At 64.4% G+C, this 18544-nt stretch carries 23 protein-coding genes and 1 tRNA gene; 8 read left to right on the forward strand and 16 right to left on the reverse strand.

Annotated features, from left to right (window positions below; translation table 11 throughout):
• Positions 1-35 precede the first annotated feature (35 nt).
• Positions 36-1076: a Bug family tripartite tricarboxylate transporter substrate binding protein gene (locus BM013_RS37305; protein ID WP_093135082.1), complete on the forward strand. Its 1041-nt coding sequence runs from the start codon at positions 36-38 to the stop codon at positions 1074-1076.
• A gap of 6 nt (positions 1077-1082) precedes the next feature.
• Here the strand turns inward: BM013_RS37305 and BM013_RS37310 are convergent, their stop codons facing one another.
• On the reverse strand, positions 1083-1406 hold the full coding sequence (locus BM013_RS37310; RefSeq protein ID WP_093135085.1) for a DUF1840 domain-containing protein: 324 nt from the start codon (positions 1404-1406) through the stop codon (positions 1083-1085).
• A 12-nt stretch (positions 1407-1418) separates the two neighbouring features.
• Positions 1419-2690, reverse strand: coding sequence for a class I SAM-dependent methyltransferase (locus tag BM013_RS37315; RefSeq protein WP_093135180.1), 1272 nt, complete (start codon positions 2688-2690; stop codon positions 1419-1421).
• A 128-nt stretch (positions 2691-2818) separates the two neighbouring features.
• On the opposite strand from BM013_RS37315, the gene BM013_RS37320 reads away from it, so the two are divergent.
• The 6 genes from BM013_RS37320 to BM013_RS37345 are packed head-to-tail and all read left to right on the forward strand — an operon-like array spanning position 2819 to position 9756.
• Positions 2819-5203, forward strand: coding sequence for a bifunctional salicylyl-CoA 5-hydroxylase/oxidoreductase (locus BM013_RS37320; RefSeq protein ID WP_093135087.1), 2385 nt, complete (start codon positions 2819-2821; stop codon positions 5201-5203).
• 1 nt (position 5204) lies between these two features.
• Complete coding sequence (locus BM013_RS37325) at positions 5205-5684, forward strand: MarR family winged helix-turn-helix transcriptional regulator (protein WP_093135090.1); 480 nt, start codon at positions 5205-5207, stop codon at positions 5682-5684.
• Entirely contained in the window at positions 5681-6535 is an 855-nt protein-coding gene (locus tag BM013_RS37330; RefSeq protein ID WP_093135092.1) for an enoyl-CoA hydratase family protein, read from the forward strand. The genes BM013_RS37325 and BM013_RS37330 overlap by 4 nt, the downstream gene beginning before the upstream one ends.
• Before the next feature lie 4 nt (positions 6536-6539).
• Positions 6540-7733, forward strand: a complete 1194-nt coding sequence (locus tag BM013_RS37335) for an acyl-CoA dehydrogenase family protein (RefSeq protein ID WP_093135095.1) — start codon at positions 6540-6542, stop codon at positions 7731-7733.
• A gap of 5 nt (positions 7734-7738) precedes the next feature.
• Positions 7739-9361 (forward strand): AMP-binding protein, encoded by a 1623-nt coding sequence (locus BM013_RS37340; protein ID WP_093135097.1) that lies wholly within the window; start codon positions 7739-7741, stop codon positions 9359-9361.
• The gene (locus tag BM013_RS37345) at positions 9358-9756 is read left to right on the forward strand and encodes a RidA family protein (RefSeq protein ID WP_093135100.1); all 399 of its coding nucleotides are present in this window, start codon (positions 9358-9360) and stop codon (positions 9754-9756) included. Before BM013_RS37340 ends, BM013_RS37345 begins: the two co-directional genes overlap by 4 nt.
• A 27-nt stretch (positions 9757-9783) precedes the next feature.
• On the opposite strand, the gene BM013_RS37350 is transcribed toward BM013_RS37345, so the two are convergent.
• Positions 9784-10758, reverse strand: coding sequence for a GlxA family transcriptional regulator (locus tag BM013_RS37350; protein ID WP_093135103.1), 975 nt, complete (start codon positions 10756-10758; stop codon positions 9784-9786).
• Between the two features lie 114 nt (positions 10759-10872).
• On the opposite strand from BM013_RS37350, the gene BM013_RS37355 reads away from it, so the two are divergent.
• A complete protein-coding gene (locus BM013_RS37355) occupies positions 10873-11523 on the forward strand; it encodes an HD domain-containing protein (protein ID WP_093135105.1) in 651 nt (216 codons plus the stop codon).
• 103 nt (positions 11524-11626) lie between these two features.
• On the opposite strand, the gene BM013_RS37360 is transcribed toward BM013_RS37355, so the two are convergent.
• From BM013_RS37360 to rplF, 13 genes are all read right to left on the reverse strand, one after another.
• Positions 11627-11703: transfer RNA gene (locus tag BM013_RS37360), tRNA-Met, on the reverse strand.
• 21 nt (positions 11704-11724) lie between these two features.
• Positions 11725-12120: a 50S ribosomal protein L17 gene (rplQ, locus tag BM013_RS37365; RefSeq protein ID WP_093135108.1), complete on the reverse strand. Its 396-nt coding sequence runs from the start codon at positions 12118-12120 to the stop codon at positions 11725-11727.
• An 84-nt stretch (positions 12121-12204) separates the two neighbouring features.
• Positions 12205-13194 carry a DNA-directed RNA polymerase subunit alpha gene (rpoA, locus tag BM013_RS37370; RefSeq protein ID WP_009124827.1) on the reverse strand — a complete coding sequence of 330 codons (990 nt, stop codon included), beginning with the start codon at positions 13192-13194 and terminating at the stop codon, positions 12205-12207.
• Positions 13195-13336: 142 nt separating this feature from the next.
• The gene (rpsD, locus tag BM013_RS37375; protein WP_093135111.1) at positions 13337-13960 is read right to left on the reverse strand and encodes a 30S ribosomal protein S4; all 624 of its coding nucleotides are present in this window, start codon (positions 13958-13960) and stop codon (positions 13337-13339) included.
• 130 nt (positions 13961-14090) lie between these two features.
• Positions 14091-14495 (reverse strand): 30S ribosomal protein S11, encoded by a 405-nt coding sequence (gene rpsK / locus BM013_RS37380; RefSeq protein WP_009124825.1) that lies wholly within the window; start codon positions 14493-14495, stop codon positions 14091-14093.
• Positions 14496-14507: 12 nt separating this feature from the next.
• A complete protein-coding gene (gene rpsM / locus BM013_RS37385) occupies positions 14508-14873 on the reverse strand; it encodes a 30S ribosomal protein S13 (protein WP_013544105.1) in 366 nt (121 codons plus the stop codon).
• A gap of 23 nt (positions 14874-14896) precedes the next feature.
• Positions 14897-15010, reverse strand: a complete 114-nt coding sequence (gene rpmJ / locus BM013_RS37390; protein WP_013544106.1) for a 50S ribosomal protein L36 — start codon at positions 15008-15010, stop codon at positions 14897-14899.
• Positions 15011-15074: 64 nt separating this feature from the next.
• Positions 15075-16388, reverse strand: coding sequence for a preprotein translocase subunit SecY (secY, locus tag BM013_RS37395; RefSeq protein ID WP_093135113.1), 1314 nt, complete (start codon positions 16386-16388; stop codon positions 15075-15077).
• Between the two features lie 27 nt (positions 16389-16415).
• Positions 16416-16847, reverse strand: coding sequence for a 50S ribosomal protein L15 (rplO, locus tag BM013_RS37400; RefSeq protein ID WP_093135116.1), 432 nt, complete (start codon positions 16845-16847; stop codon positions 16416-16418).
• An 11-nt stretch (positions 16848-16858) separates the two neighbouring features.
• A complete protein-coding gene (rpmD, locus tag BM013_RS37405) occupies positions 16859-17044 on the reverse strand; it encodes a 50S ribosomal protein L30 (RefSeq protein WP_009124818.1) in 186 nt (61 codons plus the stop codon).
• 25 nt (positions 17045-17069) lie between these two features.
• Positions 17070-17588, reverse strand: a complete 519-nt coding sequence (rpsE, locus tag BM013_RS37410; RefSeq protein WP_093135118.1) for a 30S ribosomal protein S5 — start codon at positions 17586-17588, stop codon at positions 17070-17072.
• A gap of 18 nt (positions 17589-17606) precedes the next feature.
• Entirely contained in the window at positions 17607-17972 is a 366-nt protein-coding gene (gene rplR, locus BM013_RS37415) for a 50S ribosomal protein L18 (RefSeq protein WP_042672913.1), read from the reverse strand.
• 14 nt (positions 17973-17986) lie between these two features.
• Positions 17987-18520, reverse strand: coding sequence for a 50S ribosomal protein L6 (gene rplF / locus BM013_RS37420; protein WP_093135121.1), 534 nt, complete (start codon positions 18518-18520; stop codon positions 17987-17989).
• Positions 18521-18544: the final 24 nt, after the last annotated feature.

Here is an 18544-nt window from a genome sequence, read left to right on the forward strand (position 1 = left end):
CGACGCCCACGGCGCGCCCCTGTACAAACGCGCGCATGACTTTTCTCTTTTCCTCTTCTCTCCAGTCCACCCTGCGGCCCACGCGCCGCACCGTTCTGGCCGCTTCGGTCACCGCCGCAGTCACCTTGATGGCCGCCCCCGCGTGGGCCCAGGCCACCTGGCCGACCAAGCCGGTTCGCATCGTCGTGCCGTTCGCGGCCGGCGGCACCACCGACATCCTGGCGCGCGCCGTGGCGCCCGAGCTCTCGAAGGCCTTCGGCCAGCAGTTCATCGTGGACAACCGCGCGGGCGCCGGCGGCAACGTGGGCGCCGAACTGGTGGCGCGCGCACCCAACGACGGCTACACGCTGCTGATGGGCACGGTGGGCACGCACGGCATCAACCGCGCGCTGTACCCCAAGCTGCCCTTCGACCCGATCAAGGACTTCGTGCCGATCACGCTGGTGGCCGCCGTGCCCAACGTGATGGAGATGAACGCCGAGAAGGCCAAGACGCTGAACATCCACAACGTGCAGGACTTCATCAAGTACGCCAAGGCCAATCCCGGCAAGCTGAACATGGCGTCCAGCGGCAGCGGCACCTCGATCCACCTGGCGGGCGAGCTGTTCAAGAGCATGACGGGCACGTTCATGGCGCACATCCCGTACAAGGGATCGGGCCCGGCGCTGCTGGACATGGTGGGCGGCAACGCCGACGTGATGTTCGACAACCTGCCTTCGTCGATGGCGCAGATCAAGGCCGGCAAGCTCACGGCACTGGCCGTGACGAGCGCGCAGCGTTCGCCCGCGCTGCCCGACATTCCGACGGTGGCCGAAGTGGGCGGCCCGACGCTCAAGGGCTTCGAGGCAAGCTCGTGGTTCGGGTTGCTGGCACCGGCGGGCACCTCGCCCGAGATCGTGAACCGGATTCAGCAGGAAGTGGCCAAGTCGCTGGGCACGCCGGCCATCAAGGAAAAGATGCTCGCGCAGGGCGCGCTGCCCAGCGGGAACTCACCCGCCGACTTCACGAAGCTCATTGCGAGCGAACACGTGAAGTGGGCGAAGGTGGTCAAGGACTCCGGCGCGAAGGTCGACTGAGCGCGCTCAGGTCTTCCAGGTCACGTCCTTGCTCTCGGCGAGCGAGTCCTTGAGCATGTGAAGCAGGGGGGCTGCACGCTGGTGCAGTCCCACATGCTGCTTCTCGGCATCGTTGGCATGGCCTTCGACGGCGTAGTCGTCATGGTTGTGGGCGTTGCCGCCCTCGCGGCTCAGCGCGGCCTCGAGCGCCGAGATGGCACCGGGAATCTGCTCGACGGTGATGATGCCCTGCGGCGCGATCGACTTGCCGACGATGTCGAGCAGTTGGCGCGCATGCACTTCGAGCATCACGAAATCGGGAGAAGCACGGGACTGGAATCGATAGAGCATGGTGTTTCTCACTCACTTGTAGATGAAGTCACGGGCAAAAGGGTACACCGATTGCGCACCGCGCAAGACGCCTTCGCGCCCTACATTGCCGTCAGGCTTTGTCGACAACATCTGGTGCAGGGAGATCCAACCCTGCTCGAAACTCATGGCCGAACCCGCCAGGTACAGGCGGTAGGCCCGCAGCACGCGCTCGGCGTTCTCGGCCTGGCGGCCGCCGTTGCGCTGCAGCACTTCAAGCGCCACGCCGAGCTGCGCCTCGAGCGCGTCCGACCAGGCCCACAGCGTGCGCGCGTAGTGCGGGCGCAGGCTCTCGGTGTCGACCATTTCCAGCCCGGCCGCAGCCGTCTCGCGCAGCACGTGCGTCACGTGCAGCAGCTCGCCGCCCGGGAAGATGTACTTCTCGATGAAGTCGCCCATGCCGGCGCCCAGCTGGCGGTAGTTGAGCTCGCCCGAGGTGATGCCGTGGTTGAGCACCAGGCCGCCGGGCTTGAGCAGCGTGTGGATCTTGCGGAAGTAGGTCGGCATGTTGGCCGCGCCCACGTGCTCGAACATGCCCACCGATGAAATCTTGTCGAAAGGCTGGGTGTCGGGCAGCTCGCGGTAGTCGCGCAGTTCCACGCGCACCCTGCCCTGCAGGCCCTTTTCCTCGATCAGGCGCTGCACGTACGCGTGCTGGTTCTTCGACAGCGTGATGCCGGTGGCGTCCACGCCGTAGTGCTCGGCCGCCCACAGCAGCAATGCGCCCCAGCCGGAGCCGATGTCCAGGTAGCGCTCGCCCGGCTGCAGCATCAGCTTGCGGCAGATGTGGTCGAGCTTGGCTTCCTGCGCCTGCGCCAGCGTGAGCTCGGGCGTGCGGAAGTAGGCGCAGGAATACACGCGGCGCGGGTCGAGCCACAGCGCGTAGAAGTCGTCGGAAACGTCGTAGTGGAACTCGATCTGCGCGGCATCCTTGCGCAGCGAATGCGAGCCGCGCGACTTCGTGCGGTGCTGCAGGCGGCTCCACCAGCTGGTGTCGGTCTCCGCCGGATTGCCCGGCAGCATGCCCACCGTGGCGTCGATCAGGTCGCGCATGGCGCCCTCGATCTGCACCTTGCCCTCGACGTAGGCCTCGCCGATGGCCCCCACCTGCCGGGCCGCCAGCTTGGCGAGCACCGTCCACTCCTTGAAAGCCAGCGTGACGCGGGCCCCGGCCTGGGCAACGCGCCGGCCATCCGGCAGTTCCAGCGCGATGGGGACAGGCAGCGAAGCCAGCTGCGACTCGATCTTGGGTATCAAGTTTTGCATGGGGCCCATGGTATTGATTTTTGCAAGTTTTTGCATGACTGCCGCTCCGGCAGCGGCACGGGGTACCCCGCGGCCCTGGTTACGAATCCGCATTGACAGCAGATTGTTTATGCCTAAACTATTCAACCATGAACAGCCTCAGCACGGTCAAACCCGCCCCCGCCTCGGACCTCCAACGCATCCTGTGCATCGGCGGCGGGCCTGCCGGCCTGTACTTCGCCCTGTTGATGAAGGCGCGCAACCCCGCGCTGCAGATCACCGTGGTCGAGCGCAACCGCCCGTTCGACACCTTCGGCTGGGGCGTGGTGCTGAGCGACCAGACGCTGGGCAACCTGCGCGCGGCCGACGGCCCCACCGCCGCGCTCATCGGCAACGAGTTCCACCACTGGGACGACATCCAGGTCTTCTTCAAGGGCCGCCAGGTGCGCTCGGGCGGCCACGGCTTCTGCGGCATCGGCCGCAAGCGGCTGCTGAACATCCTGCAGGAGCGCTGCCTCGAGCTCGGCGTGGCGCTGGTGTTCGAAACCGACGCCACCGACGACCAGGCGATTGCCGCAAAGTACAACGCCGACCTGGTCATTGCCAGCGACGGCCTGAACAGCCGCATCCGCCAGCGCTACGCCGACGTGTTCAAGCCCGACGTCGACCTGCGCAACTGCCGCTTCGTGTGGCTGGGCACGCACCAGACCTTCGACGCCTTCACCTTCGCCTTCGAACAGACCGAGCACGGCTGGTTCCAGGCGCATGCCTACCAGTTCGACGACAAGACCTCGACCTTCATCGTGGAGACGCCCGAGGCCGTGTGGAAGGCCCACGGCCTCGACCAGATGGAACAGCCCGAAGCCGTCGCCTTCTGCGAGAAGCTCTTCGCCAAATACCTGGACGGCCACGCGCTCATCAGCAACGCCACGCACCTGCGTGGCTCGGCCAACTGGATCCGCTTTCCGCGCGTGGTGTGCGAACGCTGGACGCACCGCATCGACGTCGAAGGCCGCTCGGTGCCCGTGGTGCTCATGGGCGACGCCGCGCACACGGCGCACTTCTCCATCGGCTCGGGCACCAAGCTCGCGCTGGAAGACGCGATCGACCTGGCGAACGAGTTCGCGCAGGGCGGCACGGTCGACCACGTGCTTGAAGGCTACGAGGCGCGCCGCAGCGTCGAGGTGCTGAAGATCCAGAACGCCGCGCGCAACTCCACCGAATGGTTCGAGAACGTGCCGCGCTACACGGGCATGCAGATCGAGCAGTTCGCGTATTCGCTGCTCACGCGCTCGCAACGCATCAGCCACGAGAACCTGCGCGTGCGCGACACGCAATGGCTCGGCGGCTACGAGCAATGGCTCGCGGGCGGCAAGGCCATGGCGCCGATGCTCATGCCCTACAAGGTGCGCGGGCTCACGCTGAAGAACCGCATCCTGGTGTCGCCGATGGCCACCTACAGCGCGGTCGACGGCGTGCCGCAGGACTTCCTGCTGGTGCACCTGGGCGCACGCGCGCTCGGCGGCGCCGCGATGGTGTTCGTCGAAATGACCAGCCCGACGCCCGAAGGCCGCATCACGCCGGCCTGCACGGGCCTGTACAACGACACGCAGCAGGCCGCGTTCAAGCGCATCGTCGATTTCGTGCACACGCAGTCCAGCGCGAAGATCGCCATGCAGCTCGGCCACAGCGGCCCCAAGGGCTCCACGCGCGTGGGCTGGGAAGGCACCGACGAGCCGCTCGAAGACGGCAACTGGCCGGTGCTCGGCGCGAGCGCCGTGTCGTATGGCGAACAGAACCAGCTGCCCGCCGCCATCACCCGCGCCGAGATGGACACGCTGCGCGACCAGTTCGTCGACTCGACCCGCCGCACGCGCGAGGCCGGCTTCGACTGGCTCGAGCTGCACTGCGCGCACGGCTACCTGCTGTCGGCTTTCATCAGCCCGCTCACCAACCAGCGCACCGACGAATACGGCGGCGACATCGAAGCGCGCTGCCGCTACCCGCTCGAAGTGTTCCGCGCCATGCGCGCCGTGTGGCCCGAAGACAAGCCCATGAGCGTGCGCATCTCCGCGCACGACTGGGCACCGGGCGGCAATACCGACGCCGACGCGATCGTGGTCGCGCGCCTCTTCAAGGACGCCGGCGCCGACTTCATCGACGTGTCGTCGGGCCAGACCACGCGCGCCGCCAAGCCGGTGTATGGCCGCATGTACCAGACGCCGTTCTCGGACCGCATCCGCAACGAGGTCGGCATCTCGACCATTGCCGTGGGCGCCATCACCGACGCGGACCAGGCCAACAGCATCATCGCGGCCGGCCGCGCCGACCTGTGTGCCGTGGCGCGCCCGCACCTGGCCGACCCGGCGTGGACGCTGCACGAAGCGGCCAAGCTGCAAAGCCGCGACGTCGAATGGCCCAGGCAGTACCTGAGCGGGCGTGACCAGATGTACCGCGAGATCGCCAAGCAACAGCAGATGGCCGCCGCGGCGAATGCCGCCGTGGCTGCCCAGAACAGCGAGGAGACGCACTGACATGGACCTCGAAGCGCGCGCGCACAGCGAACACCCCGAAGCCTTGCGGCTCTGGCTGCGCCTCTTGACCTGTACCCAGCTCATCGAGAAGCAGGTGCGCAACGAACTGCGCTCGCAGTTCGCGACGACGCTGCCGCGCTTCGACCTCATGTCGCAACTCGAGCGCTCGCCCGACGGCCTGAAGATGAACGAGCTCTCGCGCCGCATGATGGTGACGGGCGGCAACGTGACCGGCATCACCGACCAGCTCGTGACCGAAGGGCTGGTCGAACGCATCAACGTCGAGGGCGACCGCCGCGCATGGCGCGTGCGCCTCACGCCGCGCGGGCGCAAGCTCTTCAACGACATGGCGCAGCAGCACGAAGACTGGATCGTCGGGGCCTTCTCGGGCCTCAGCGGCAAGGAGATCGCGCAGCTTCACAAGCTGCTCGGCAAGGTCAAGCAACACTCACACAACCAATCGATGGCGGAGACGGAATGAAGCACTACATCGGCGCAGGCAACCCCATGCGCGCGCAATTCGAAGCGAAGGCAGCCTACAAGGCCGAACACTTCGCATGGAGTTTTGAAGCCGGCGTCGGCACCATCACGCTGAACCGGCCGGAGCGCAAGAACCCGCTCACCTTCGACTCGTACGCCGAGCTGCGCGACCTGTTCCGCGCGCTGACCTACGCGACCGACGTGAAGGTGATCGTGGTGACCGGCGCGGGCGGCAACTTCTGCTCGGGCGGCGACGTGCACGAGATCATCGGACCGCTGACCGGCATGCGCATGCCCGAGCTGCTCGAGTTCACGCGCATGACGGGCGACCTGGTGAAGGCCATCCGCGCGTGCCCGCAGCCGATCGTCGGCGCCATCGACGGCGTGTGCGCCGGTGCCGGCGCGATGATCGCGCTGGCCTGCGACCTGCGCTACGGCTCGCCGGCCACGCGCACCGCGTTCCTCTTCACACGCGTGGGCCTTGCCGGTGCGGACATGGGTGCCTGCGCACTGTTGCCGCGCGTGATCGGCCAGGGCCGCGCGTCGGAGCTGCTGTTCACCGGCCGCGCCATGACCGCGCAGGAAGGCCATGCCTGGGGCTTCTTCAACGCGCTGCACGAAAGTGACGCACTGCTCGAAGCCGCCACCAAGGTGGCGCGTGACCTGGCCGAAGGCCCGACCTTCGCGCACGGCATGACCAAGACCATGCTGGCGCAGGAATGGTCGATGACCATCGACCAGGCCATCGAGGCCGAAGCGCAAGCACAAGCCATCTGCATGCAGACCGAAGACTTCAAGCGGGCGTACGAAGCCTTCGCGGCCAAGAAGAAGCCCGTGTTCGGCGGAGACTGAAGCGATGATGACCAAAGCACCCGCACCGCCATCGACCACGCACCTCGCGCTGCCCTTCTTCGATGCGGCGCACCATGAACTGGCCGAGGGCCTGTTGCCCTGGGCCGCATCGCAAGAGATCGACGAACACGACGACCGCGCGGCCTGCCGCGACTGGGTGCAGCGATTGGGCGCCGGTGGCTGGCTGCGCTATGCCGTGCCGGGCTCGTCGGGCGGCGCGCTCGAGCGCCTCGATTCGCGCGCGCTCGTACTGCTGCGCGAAACGCTGGCCTTCCATTCGCCGCTGGCCGACTTCGCGTTCGCCATGCAAGGCCTGGGCAGCGGCGCGATCACGCTCGCGGGCACGCCCGATCAGCATGCGAACTACCTGACGGCCGTGGCCAAGGGCAGCAAGATTGCCGCCTTCGCGCTCAGCGAACCCGAAGCGGGTTCCGACGTGGGCGCGATGGCCATGCGCGCCGAAGCCACGCCCGACGGCTGGAAGCTCAACGGCGAGAAGACCTGGATAAGCAACGGCGGCATCGCCGACTTCTACTGTGTCTTCGCGAAGACCGACCCCACGGGCGGTACGCGCGGCATCACCGCGTTCATCGTCGACGCGACGACGCCGGGCCTCGACACTTCAGAGCACATCGACGTGATGGCGCCGCACCCGCTGGCCACGCTGCGTTTCGAGAACTGCGTGGTGCCGCGCACCGCGCAACTCGGCGAACTCAACGGCGGCTTCAAGCTGGCGATGCGCACGCTCGACATCTTCCGCGCGTCGGTGGCTGCGGCCGCACTCGGCATGGGCCGCCGCGCGCTGGCCGAAGCCATCTCGCATTCGAAGAACCGCCGCATGTTCGGCCAGACGCTTGCGGACTTCCAGCTCACGCAAGCCAAGCTCGGCGAGATGGCCGCGCTGATCGACAGCGCCGCACTGCTCACCTACCGCGCCGCATGGATGCGCGACGACGCCGAACAGCGCGGCGCGCCCGCGGTGGGCGACGTGTCGGCCGCCGCAGCCATGGCCAAGATGTGCGCCACCGAGAACGCGAGCCGCGTGATCGACATGGCGCTGCAGATGCATGGCGGCCTCGGCGTGAAGGTTGGCACGAAGATTGAAAGCCTCTACCGCGACATCCGCTCGCTGCGCATCTACGAAGGCGCGACGGAGGTTCAACAACTGATCATTGGCAAATCCGTTCTGCGGGGATAAATACCGTGTCTGCCCAAGTCGACCGCTTCGTTCATGACCGCCTGCCGCCTGCCGCGCAGCTGCCCGTCTTTCGCTATGAGCTGCCCGAGCTGCAGCTGCCCGACCAGCTGAACCTGGTCGAGGAGCTGCTCGACAAGGCCGAGGCGAAAGGCTTCGGCGACAAGCCGATGCTGCGCTCGCCGCAAGGCACGCTGACGTACGCGCAAGCGGCCGTGGAGGTCAATCGCATCGCACAGGTGCTGACGGAAGACCTCGGGCTGGTGCCGGGCAACCGCGTGCTGCTGCGCGGCGGCAACTCGGTGGCGATGGCGCTGTCGTGGCTCGCGGTGGTGAAGGCCGGCTTGATCGCCGTGGCGACGATGCCGCTGCTGCGCGCGAAGGAACTCGGCGAGATCATCGAGAAGTCGCGCCCTGTGGCCGCGCTGTGCGATGGCCGCCTGCTCGACGAACTCGTGATCGCACAGCGCGAGCACCCCGTGCTTGCCGCAGTGATCGCGTTCAACAAGCCCGATGCACCGGACTCGCTCTCCGCGCGCGCCGCGAAGAAGAGCGGCGTGTTCACGGCCTGCCCCACGGCATCGGACGACATCGCGCTGCTCGCGTTCACCTCAGGCACCACGGGCAAGCCGAAGGCGCCGGTGACCACGCACCGCGATGTGCTGGCGATGTGCGAGACCTGGCCGCGCCATGTGCTGCGCGCACGCAGCGACGACATTGTGGTGGGCTCGCCGCCGCTGGCGTTCACCTTCGGCCTGGGCGGCATGCTGGTGTTCCCGATGTGGGCCGGCGCGTCGATCTATTTCGCCGATGCGCCGTTCACGCCCGAAGGGCTCGTGAAGCTCATCAACGAGGTGGGCGCGACCATCTGCTACACGGCGCCCACGTTCTACCGCCAGATGGCGCCGTTCGTGAAGCAGCACGGCATGCCCAGCCTGCGCATCAGCGTGAGCGCGGGCGAGGCGCTGCCCGACGCCACGCGCCAGCTGTGGAAAGAGGCCTCTGGCATCGAGATGCTCGACGGCATCGGCGGCACGGAGGTGTTCCACATCTACATTTCCGCGGCCGGCAGCGACGTGCGCCGCGGCGCGGTCGGCAAGGTCGTGCCAGGCTTCACCGCGAAGGTGGTGGACAACGAAGGCAACGAGGTGCCGCGCGGCACCGTCGGCAAACTCGCGCTGCAAGGCCCCGTGGGCTGCCGCTACCTCGACGATGTGCGCCAGGCCGACTACGTGAAGAACGGCTGGAACTACCCCGGCGATTCGTTCGTGCAGGACGACGACGGCTACTTCTTCTACCAGGCGCGCGCCGACGACATGATCATCACGGCCGGCTACAACGTCGGCGGCCCCGAGGTCGAGGACGCGCTGCTCAAGCACCCGGCCGTGGCCGAGTGCGGCGTGATCGGCAAGCCCGACGCCGACCGCGGCATGATCGTGAAGGCGTTCTGCGTGCTCAAGCCTGGCAACGAAGGCGACGCGGCCCTCGTGAAGTCGCTGCAGGACCATGTGAAGGCGACCATTGCACCGTTCAAATACCCGCGGGAGATCGAGTTCGTGACGGTGCTTCCACGCACCGAGACCGGCAAGCTCCAGCGATTCAAACTGAGACAACTCAACACCACACCATGATCAACAAACTCCTGCAGCCTGAAGGCTGGTTGCCTCCCAAGGGCTATGCGAACGGCGTTGCCGCGCGCGGCACGATGCTGTTCGTCGGCGGCCAGATCGGCTGGAACGCGCAGCAGCAGTTCGAGTCGGACGACTTCATCGACCAATGCGGCCTGGCGCTGCGCAACATCGCCGAGGTGCTTCGCGCCGGCGGCGCGGGTCCCGAGCACATGGTGCGCATGACCTGGTACGTGACCGACCGCGACGAGTACACGCGCCGGCTCGCCGAGCTCGGCCCGGTCTATCGCGATGCGATGGGCCGCAACTTCCCGGCCATGACCTGCGTGCAGGTGGCCGCGCTGGTCGAGCACCGCGCGAAGGTCGAGATCGAAGTGACGGCGGTCGTTCCGGACTGATGCGCCCGCGCGCACCGCCCTCGTTCTTCAGACGATGGCGTGCGCGAAACGCTTGCGGTATTCCGCCGGCGTGATGCCGACCTGCCGCTGGAACGCGCGGCGCAACGTGTCGGCATCGGCGAAACCGCAAAGGGGCGCCACCTGCTTGGGTGCGACGTCGCCAGCCTCCAGCAGGCGCCGTGCGGCCGCCACGCGAATGTCTTCCACCCACCCCGCGGGTGTGACCCCGACCTCCTGCCTGAACAACCGCGCGAAATGGCGCTCGCTGAGGCCCATGCGCGCGGCGAGGTTCGCAACGCTGTGGTCGACGACGGGGTTGGCCGCGATCCAGCGCTGAACCTCCTGCAGCGCCGATCTGCCCGTGGGCGCGGCTTCACCCTTGCGGCTGAACTGCATCTGGCCGCCGGGGCGTTTGAAGAACATCACGAGCTGGGCCGCGACCTTCATGGCGATGTCACGGCCCAGGTCTTCCTCGACCAGGGCCAGCGAGAGGTCGAGGCCGGCCGTCACGCCCGCCGCGGTGCGCAGGCGGCCGTCGCGCACGTGGATGGCATCGGCATCGACGGTGACCGAAGGAAAGTCGTGCGCGAGCTGGTCGGCGACGGCCCAGTGCGTGGTCACGCGCCGGCCGTTGAGCAGCCCCGCTTGCGCCAGCACGAAAGCACCGCTGCAGACGGAACCGAAGCGGCGCACCTTGGGCGTGCGCTGGCGCAGCCATGCGGCCACGTCGAGATCGGACACGGCGCTTGCCGCGTGCGGCGTGCCGGCGACGAGCAGGGTGTGGATGGGCTCCTCGGGTTCGTCGCCGATGACGGCGTCGGGCATCAGTCGAACACCCGATGAACTGCGAATGGCGCCACGGCGCGTTGCGATGACGCGCAGGCGATAGGCCTGCGCATGGGCTTGCACGTTGGCTTCGGCGAAGACGTCGAGCGGGCCCGACACGTCCAGCAGCTGGACGCCGGGCATGGCGAGGATCGCGATGGTCTTGGTGCTGCGCACGATTTTTCCTGCGTCTCTTTCAGCCCTGCAATGTCTGGATTCGTCGCTCTACGGCTGAACACGCCAATGTAGCTCGCTCCTAAAGTCATGTTCACACTCACAGGAGAAATCCACATGAACTTCACGACGACAGACATCGAAGGGGTGCGCATCCCCGACAGCAAGCTCGCGCGCGAGATCACGGAGCTGGTTCAGGACACCGCGCCGCCTCTGCTTTTTCATCACTCGAGCCGGGTCTACTACTTCGGCGCGCTGGCCGGCAAGCACCGCGGATTGAGCTTCGACCCCGAGCTGCTGTACGCCGGCGCGATGTTCCACGACATGGGGCTGGTGAAGAAGCACAGCAGCGCGCACGAGCGCTTCGAGGTGGACGGTGCGAACGTGGCGCGCGATTTTCTGCGCGGGCACGGGATCTCGCGGCAGGACATCGACCTGGTGTGGACCGCGATCGCGCTGCACACGACGCCGGGCATTCCGCAGCACATGCACCCGGTGGTGGCACTGGTGACGGCCGGTGTCGAGATGGACGTGCTGGGGCTGACCTACAAGGAATACAGCGAAGCCGAGCGCACGAAGGTCGTGCACGCGCATCCGCGCACGGAGCACTTCAAGGAAGACATCATCCAGGCCTTCTACGACGGCATCGGGCACAAGCCGGAGACGACCTTCGGCAACGTGAAGGCGGATGTGATCGCGGACAAGGAGCCTCATTTTCACCGCGGCAACTTCTGCAGCGTGATTCGCTGCTCGGCCTGGCACGGTTGAAGGTAATCTCCAGAAACAAGAAAGCCCTCATTGCGAGGGCTTTTTCAATTCAATTACCGGCCAAGAAAAAAGGCCCTTTGATAAATCAAAGGGCCTTTTAAATTGGTTGCGCGAGCAAGATTTGAACTTGCGACCTTTGGGTTATGAGCCCAACGAGCTACCAGGCTGCTCCATCGCGCGGCAAGTATAAATTATAGCTTATTAATCAGCAGTTTGCTCAGCTGCATCAGCTTTAATTTCAGCACGGTCGACGAGTTCGACGAGCGCCATCGGCGCGTTGTCGCCCACGCGGAAGCCCATCTTCAGGATGCGGGTGTAGCCGCCCGGACGCGCGGCGAAACGCGGGCCGAGTTCGCCGAAGAGCTTGACGACGCTGTCGCGGCTGCGCAGGCGGTCGAAGGCCAGGCGCTTGTTGGCGAGCGTGGGCTTCTTGGCAAGCGTGATCATCGGTTCGATGACGCGGCGCAGTTCCTTGGCCTTGGGGACCGTGGTCTTGATGACTTCGTGCTCGATGAGCGAGTTCATCATGTTCTGCAGCATCGCAAGGCGGTGCGAGCTGGTGCGGTTGAGTTTGCGAAGTCCGTGTCCGTGACGCATGGTGCTTTTCCTTTACTTTATAAAAACAGGCAGCCGTGTCAGGTACTGCCCGGTGCACTGGCTCTTTTCTGAGCCAAATTCAAATTAACGCTTGTCGAGGCCGGCCGGCGGCCAGCTTTCGAGCTTCATACCCAGGGTCAGGCCGCGCGAAGCGAGGACTTCCTTGATTTCGTTGAGCGACTTGCGACCCAGGTTGGGGGTCTTGAGCAGCTCGTTCTCGGTGCGCTGGATCAGGTCACCGATGTAGTAGATGTTTTCGGCCTTCAGGCAGTTGGCCGAACGCACCGTCAGTTCGAGTTCGTCGACAGGGCGCAGCAGGATCGGATCGAATTGCTGTGCGCTGCGCGGTGCGGGTGCATCGAATGCAGCGAGTTCGCCGCCTTCGAGCTGCGCAAACACGGCGAGCTGTTCGACCAGGATTTTAGCCGAAGCGCGCACTGCGTCTTCCGCGGTGATCGCACCGTTGGTCTCGATCTCGACAAGCAGCTTGTCCAGGTCGGTACGCTGTTCGACACGGGCGCTTTCGACGGTGTAGCTCACGCGCTTCACAGGCGAGAACGATGCGTCGAGAACGATGCGGCCGATCGACTTGGTCGGCTCGTCCGCGTAGCGGCGCATCGTGCCGGGCACGTAGCCGCGACCCTTTTCAACCTTGATCTGCATGTCGAGCTTGCCGCCTTGCGACAGGTGCGCGATCACGTGATCGGGGTTGATGATCTCGACGTCGTGCGGCGTCTGGATGTCCGATGCCAGGACCGGGCCTTCGCCGTCCTTGCGCAGGCTCAGCGTGACTTCGTCGCGGTTGTGGAGCTTGAACACCACGCCCTTGAGGTTCAGAAGGATGTTGACGACATCTTCCTGCACGCCGTCGATCGACGAGTACTCATGCAGAACGCCAGCGATCGTGACTTCGGTGGCCGAGTAGCCCACCATGGACGACAGCAGAACGCGACGCAGCGCGTTGCCGAGCGTGTGGCCGTAGCCGCGCTCGAAAGGTTCGAGCGTGACCTTGGCCTTGTTGGCGGCAAGTTGCTCGACCTGAATGGTCTTGGGTTTCAGCAGGGTGGTTTGCATGCAGACTTCCTCTCAATACCCCCGGCTCGTTACACCGGTAAGGCTGGTGAAGCACCTGATCCGCAGCAGAGTGCGGAGCAGGAACGTGAACAACAATAACAATCTCCCGCACGCGCCGAAGGGCGGGTGCGGGTAGAAAAAATCAACGCGAATACAGTTCGACGATCAGCGATTCGTTGATGTCGGCTGCGAATTCGTCGCGATCGGGCACCTTCTTGAACGTGCCTTCAGCCTTGTCGGCGTTCACATCGACCCATGCCGGGATGCCGACTTGCTGAGCGAGTTGCAGCGCTTCAACAATGCGGTTCTGCTTCTTCGACTTGTCGCGCACGGCAACCACGTCACCGGTCTTGACCAGGTACGACGGGATGTTGACCGACTGACCGTTCACCGTGATCGCCTTGTGCGACACGAGCTGGCGCGCTTCGGCGCGGGTCGAGCCGAAGCCCATGCGGTAAACGACATTGTCCAGGCGCGATTCGAGGATGAACAGCAGGTTGGCGCCGGTGTTGCCACGGCGGCGGTCTGCTTCTTCGAAGTAGCGGCGGAATTGCTTTTCCAGCACGCCGTACATGCGTTTGACCTTCTGCTTTTCACGCAGCTGCAGGCCGTAGTCGGAAGTGCGCTGACCCGAGGTGCGACCGTGCTGGCCGGGCTTGGAGTCGAACTTGGCCTTGTCCTGGATCGAACGGCGGGCGCTCTTCAGGAACAGGTCGGTGCCTTCACGGCGGGAAAGTTTGGCCTTGGGGCCGAGGTAACGTGCCACGATTCTTCCTTTGTGTATCTGCCGCAGTTGCCTGCGGGAGCCACCTGCGAGACGCGAGTGGCGGTGGGCTTAGATAAAAAACAAATGCGCAGCCGCTATTCAAAGCCGGCTGCGCCTTGCGGACTGACGATCAGATGCGGCGACGCTTCTGGGGACGGCAGCCGTTGTGCGGAACGGGCGTCACGTCGGCAATGGAGTTGATCCGGATGCCGAGCGCAGCCAGGGCGCGCACCGACGATTCGCGACCGGGGCCGGGGCCCTTGATCTCGACGTCGAGGTTCTTGATACCTTGTTCAACAGCAGCACGGCCGGCCACTTCGGAAGCGACCTGCGCAGCGAACGGGGTCGACTTGCGCGAGCCCTTGAAGCCCTGGCCACCCGACGAAGCCCACGACAGGGCGTTGCCCTGGCGATCGGTGATCGTGATGATGGTGTTGTTGAACGAGGCATGCACGTGGGCGATACCGTCCGCGACGTTCTTGCGAACCTTCTTGCGAACGCGCTGTGCGGCGTTGTTTGCAGGTGCTTTAGCCATGCTGTTCTATCCTTATTTCTTCAGGGACTGCGCAGCCTTGCGCGGACCCTTGCGAGTGCGTGCGTTGGTGCGCGTGCGCTGACCGCGCATCGGCAGGCCGCGACGGTGACGGAAGCCGCGATAGCAACCGATGTCCATCAAACGCTTGATGTTCATCGTCGTTTCGCGACGCAGATCGCCTTCGATGGTGAACAGAGCGATCTGGTCGCGGATCTTTTCGAGATCGGCGTCGGTCAGATCCTTGATCTTCTTCGAATATTCGATGCCGCTCGCTTCGCAGATTTGACGGGCGCGGGTGCGACCGATGCCGAAGATGGCGGTCAGGCCGATTTCAGCGTGCTTGTGCGGCGGGATGTTGATGCCAGCAATACGTGCCATGTGCGTCCTCTAATACTCTTCAATCAACCCTGGCGCTGCTTGTGGCGCGGGTCGGTGCAAATCACACGCACCACACCTTTACGGCGGATGACCTTGCAATTACGGCAGATGGTTTTGACCGAAGCCGAAACTCTCATTTCATTCTCCTAAAACTGTTTAACGTGGCGGTCTACCGCCCGGACTCAATACTGAAACACAGCCCTACGATGTCTTGAAGTTCGCCTTCTTCAGCAGCGATTCGTACTGCTGGGACATCATGTAGTTTTGCACCTGGGCCATGAAGTCCATCGTGACGACCACGATGATCAGCAGGGAGGTACCACCGAAGTAGAACGGCACGTTGTACTTCAGGATCAGGAACTCCGGCAGCAGGCAGACGAAGGTGATGTACACCGCGCCGGCCAACGTCAGTCGAACCAGAATCTTGTCGATATAGCGAGCGGTCTGGTCACCCGGGCGAATGCCAGGAATGAATGCACCACTCTTCTTTAGGTTGTCGGCCGTTTCCTTGCTGTTGAACACGAGTGCCGTGTAGAAGAAGCAGAAGAAAACGATCGCAGCGGCATACAGCAGCACGTAGATCGGCTCGCCCGGACGCAGTGCGCCGGCAATGTCCTTGATCCAGCGGAAACCACCGTCACCCGTGCTGAACCAGCCAACCACCGTTGCGGGCAGCAGGATGATCGACGAAGCGAAGATCGGCGGAATCACACCGGCCATGTTCAGCTTCAGGGGCAGGTGCGACGACTGACCGCCATACACCTTGTTGCCGACCTGGCGCCGCGCATAGTTCACGAGGATCTTGCGTTGACCGCGTTCGACGAACACCACGAAGTACGTGACCAGCACCACCACCGCGACGATGAACAGCGCAATGATGGGGTTCATCGCGCCGGTCGTCACCAGCGAAGCCAGGCCGCCAATGGCGTTCGGCAGACCGGCTGCGATACCTGCAAAGATCAGGATCGAGATGCCGTTGCCCAGGCCACGTTCGGTGATCTGCTCGCCGAGCCACATCAGGAACATCGAACCCGCCGTCAAGCTCACCATGGCGGTCAGGCGGAAGCCGAAACCGGGCGAGATGACCAGGCCGGCCGACGACTCGAGCGCCACTGCGATGCTGAACGACTGGAACAGTGCCAGACCCAACGCGCCGTACCGCGTGTACTGCGTGATCTTGCGGCGACCGGCCTCGCCTTCCTTCTTCAATTGCTCGAAGGTCGGAAGCACGTAGGTCATCAGCTGCATGATGATCGACGCCGAGATGTACGGCATGATCCCCAACGCGAACACGGTGAAGCGCGACAGCGCACCGCCCGAGAACATGTTGAACAGGCTCAGAATGCCGCCCTGCTGGCCCTGGAACAACGCTGCCAGCTGGTCCGGGTTGATACCCGGCACAGGAATGTGCGCGCCAATCCGGTAGACCACGAGCGCGAGCAGCAAAAAGACGAGCCGACGACGAAGGTCGCCGAACTTGCCTGTTTTTGCGATCGTTGCCGCGTTAGTTGCCACGAAGAACTTCTTTCAGTCCGTTGGTGATCAGGCGAAGCTGCCGCCGACTGCTTCGATAGCAGCCTTGGCACCAGCCGTTGCGCCCACGCCCGTCAGCTTGACGGCCTTGGTCAGCTCACCGGTCTTGATGATCTTGACGACCTTGGCGAGCTGGCCAACGAGGCCGGCTTGCTTCAGTGCCAGCACATCGACTTCGGCCAGGCCGAGCTGCTCGAGAGCAGTCAGCGTGACTTCGGCGTTGAACTTCAGCAGATGCGACTTGAAGCCACGCTTCGGCAGGCGACGCTGCAGAGGCATTTGACCGCCTTCGAAGCCGACCTTGTGGAAACCGCCTGCGCGCGACTTCTGACCCTTGTGACCGCGACCCGCGGTCTTGCCGATGCCAGAGCCGATACCACGGCCAACGCGACGCTTGGCGTGCTTGGCGCCGGCTGCCGGCTTGATGCCATTGAGTTCCATATCAGTCTCTCTTACAGAACTTTGACCAGATAACTGATCTTGTTGATCATGCCGCGCACCGCCGGGGTGTCTTGCAGCTCGCTCACGCTGTTGAGCTTGCGCAGGCCGAGGCCACGCACGGTCGCGCGATGCGATTCCTTGGTACCAATCGGGCTCTTGACCAGTTGGACCTTGAGGGTTTGTTGTTGCGTCGTCATTTGAATACTTCTTTCAGGCTTGCGCTCAAGCGAAGATATCTTCGACGGTGAGGCCACGCTTGGCAGCCACCTGACCAGCGGTCGTCGAGTTCTTCAACCCGTCGAGCGTGGCGCGAACCATGTTGTAAGGGTTCGACGAACCATGGCTCTTGGCCACGATGTCGGTGATGCCCATCACTTCGAACACAGCGCGCATCGGGCCGCCGGCGATGATGCCGGTACCCTTGGGGGCCGGGTACATCACGACCTTTGCAGCGCCGTGGTGGCCTTGCACCTGGTGGTGCAGCGTGCCGTTCTTGATCGAAACCTTCAGCAGGTTGCGACGCGCTTCTTCCATCGCCTTTTGCACTGCTGCGGGCACTTCCTTCGACTTGCCCTTGCCCATGCCAACGCGACCATCGCCGTCACCGACCACGGTGAGTGCTGCGAAACCGAGGATACGACCACCCTTCACCACCTTGGTGACGCGGTTGATCGCGATCATCTTCTCGCGCAAACCGTCTTCAGGGCCTTCGTTCTGCGTTCTTGCTTGAATCTTTGCCATTTTGAATCTCGTGTCCGGTTAGAACTGCAGACCGGCTTCGCGGGCGGCCTCGGCCAGCGCCTTGACGCGGCCGTGGTATGCGAAACCTGCGCGGTCGAAAGCGACCTTCTCGACGCCGGCAGCCTTCGCCTTTTCAGCGATGCGCTTGCCGACGGCGGTGGCAGCAGCGGCATTGCCGCCCTTGCCCGAACCGCCGAGCGAGGTACGCACTTCGGCTTCTGCCGTCGATGCGGTTGCAATCACCTTGGTGCCGTCGTCGGAGATGACGGTGGCGTAGATGTGCAGGTTGGTGCGATTCACCGTCAGACGGGCCACGCCCTGCGTCGCGATGCGAATGCGGGTCTGGCGTGAGCGGCGAAGACGCTGTGCTTTTTTGGTCAACATCATTTTGCTGCCCCTTACTTCTTCTTGGTCTCTTTGATCACGATCTTCTCGTCCGAATAACGGATGCCCTTGCCCTTGTAAGGCTCAGGCGGACGAACAGCGCGGATCTCAGCGGCGATTTGACCAACGCGCTGACGGTCAGCACCCTTGATCACGATTTCGGTCGGGGTCGCGGTGGCCACCGTGATGCCTTGCGGCATTTCGATGTTGACCGGGTGCGAGTAACCGACTTGCAGGTTCAGCTTGGAACCGGCTGCGGCGGCCTTGTAGCCCACGCCCACCAGGTTGAGCTTCTTCTCGAAGCCCTTGGTCACACCGACCACCATGTTGTTCACCAGCTGGCGCAGCGTGCCGCTCATCGCGTTGGCTTCACGCGATTCGTTGGCGGGCGCGAAGCTCAGCTTGCCGTCGTTGTTGGCGACGTTCACCAGCACATTGCGCGTGAGGCTGAGCGTGCCGCCCGTGCCCTTGACGCTGATCTGGTCTTCCTTGATCGACACATCCACGCCTGCGGGGATGGTGATCGGCATTTTTCCTACTCGGGACATTTCAGTAACTCCTCGATGTCTCGG

Source organism: Variovorax sp. OK605 (assembly GCF_900115445.1).
In the GTDB taxonomy this organism is placed as follows: domain Bacteria; phylum Pseudomonadota; class Gammaproteobacteria; order Burkholderiales; family Burkholderiaceae_C; genus Variovorax.

Coding starts and splice junctions, on each gene's coding strand:
- BM013_RS37305 (WP_093135082.1), top strand. CDS start 36: ATGACTTTTCTCTTTTCCTCTTCTCTCCAGTCCACCCTGCGGCCCACG.
- BM013_RS37310 (WP_093135085.1), bottom strand. CDS start 1,406: ATGCTCTATCGATTCCAGTCCCGTGCTTCTCCCGATTTCGTGATGCTC.
- BM013_RS37315 (WP_093135180.1), bottom strand. CDS start 2,690: ATGCAAAACTTGATACCCAAGATCGAGTCGCAGCTGGCTTCGCTGCCT.
- BM013_RS37320 (WP_093135087.1), top strand. CDS start 2,819: ATGAACAGCCTCAGCACGGTCAAACCCGCCCCCGCCTCGGACCTCCAA.
- BM013_RS37325 (WP_093135090.1), top strand. CDS start 5,205: ATGGACCTCGAAGCGCGCGCGCACAGCGAACACCCCGAAGCCTTGCGG.
- BM013_RS37330 (WP_093135092.1), top strand. CDS start 5,681: ATGAAGCACTACATCGGCGCAGGCAACCCCATGCGCGCGCAATTCGAA.
- BM013_RS37335 (WP_093135095.1), top strand. CDS start 6,540: ATGATGACCAAAGCACCCGCACCGCCATCGACCACGCACCTCGCGCTG.
- BM013_RS37345 (WP_093135100.1), top strand. CDS start 9,358: ATGATCAACAAACTCCTGCAGCCTGAAGGCTGGTTGCCTCCCAAGGGC.
- BM013_RS37355 (WP_093135105.1), top strand. CDS start 10,873: ATGAACTTCACGACGACAGACATCGAAGGGGTGCGCATCCCCGACAGC.
- rplQ (WP_093135108.1), bottom strand. CDS start 12,120: ATGCGTCACGGACACGGACTTCGCAAACTCAACCGCACCAGCTCGCAC.
- rpoA (WP_009124827.1), bottom strand. CDS start 13,194: ATGCAAACCACCCTGCTGAAACCCAAGACCATTCAGGTCGAGCAACTT.
- rpsK (WP_009124825.1), bottom strand. CDS start 14,495: ATGGCTAAAGCACCTGCAAACAACGCCGCACAGCGCGTTCGCAAGAAG.
- rpsM (WP_013544105.1), bottom strand. CDS start 14,873: ATGGCACGTATTGCTGGCATCAACATCCCGCCGCACAAGCACGCTGAA.
- rpmJ (WP_013544106.1), bottom strand. CDS start 15,010: ATGAGAGTTTCGGCTTCGGTCAAAACCATCTGCCGTAATTGCAAGGTC.
- rplO (WP_093135116.1), bottom strand. CDS start 16,847: ATGGAACTCAATGGCATCAAGCCGGCAGCCGGCGCCAAGCACGCCAAG.
- rpmD (WP_009124818.1), bottom strand. CDS start 17,044: ATGACGACGCAACAACAAACCCTCAAGGTCCAACTGGTCAAGAGCCCG.
- rpsE (WP_093135118.1), bottom strand. CDS start 17,588: ATGGCAAAGATTCAAGCAAGAACGCAGAACGAAGGCCCTGAAGACGGT.
- rplR (WP_042672913.1), bottom strand. CDS start 17,972: ATGTTGACCAAAAAAGCACAGCGTCTTCGCCGCTCACGCCAGACCCGC.
- rplF (WP_093135121.1), bottom strand. CDS start 18,520: ATGTCCCGAGTAGGAAAAATGCCGATCACCATCCCCGCAGGCGTGGAT.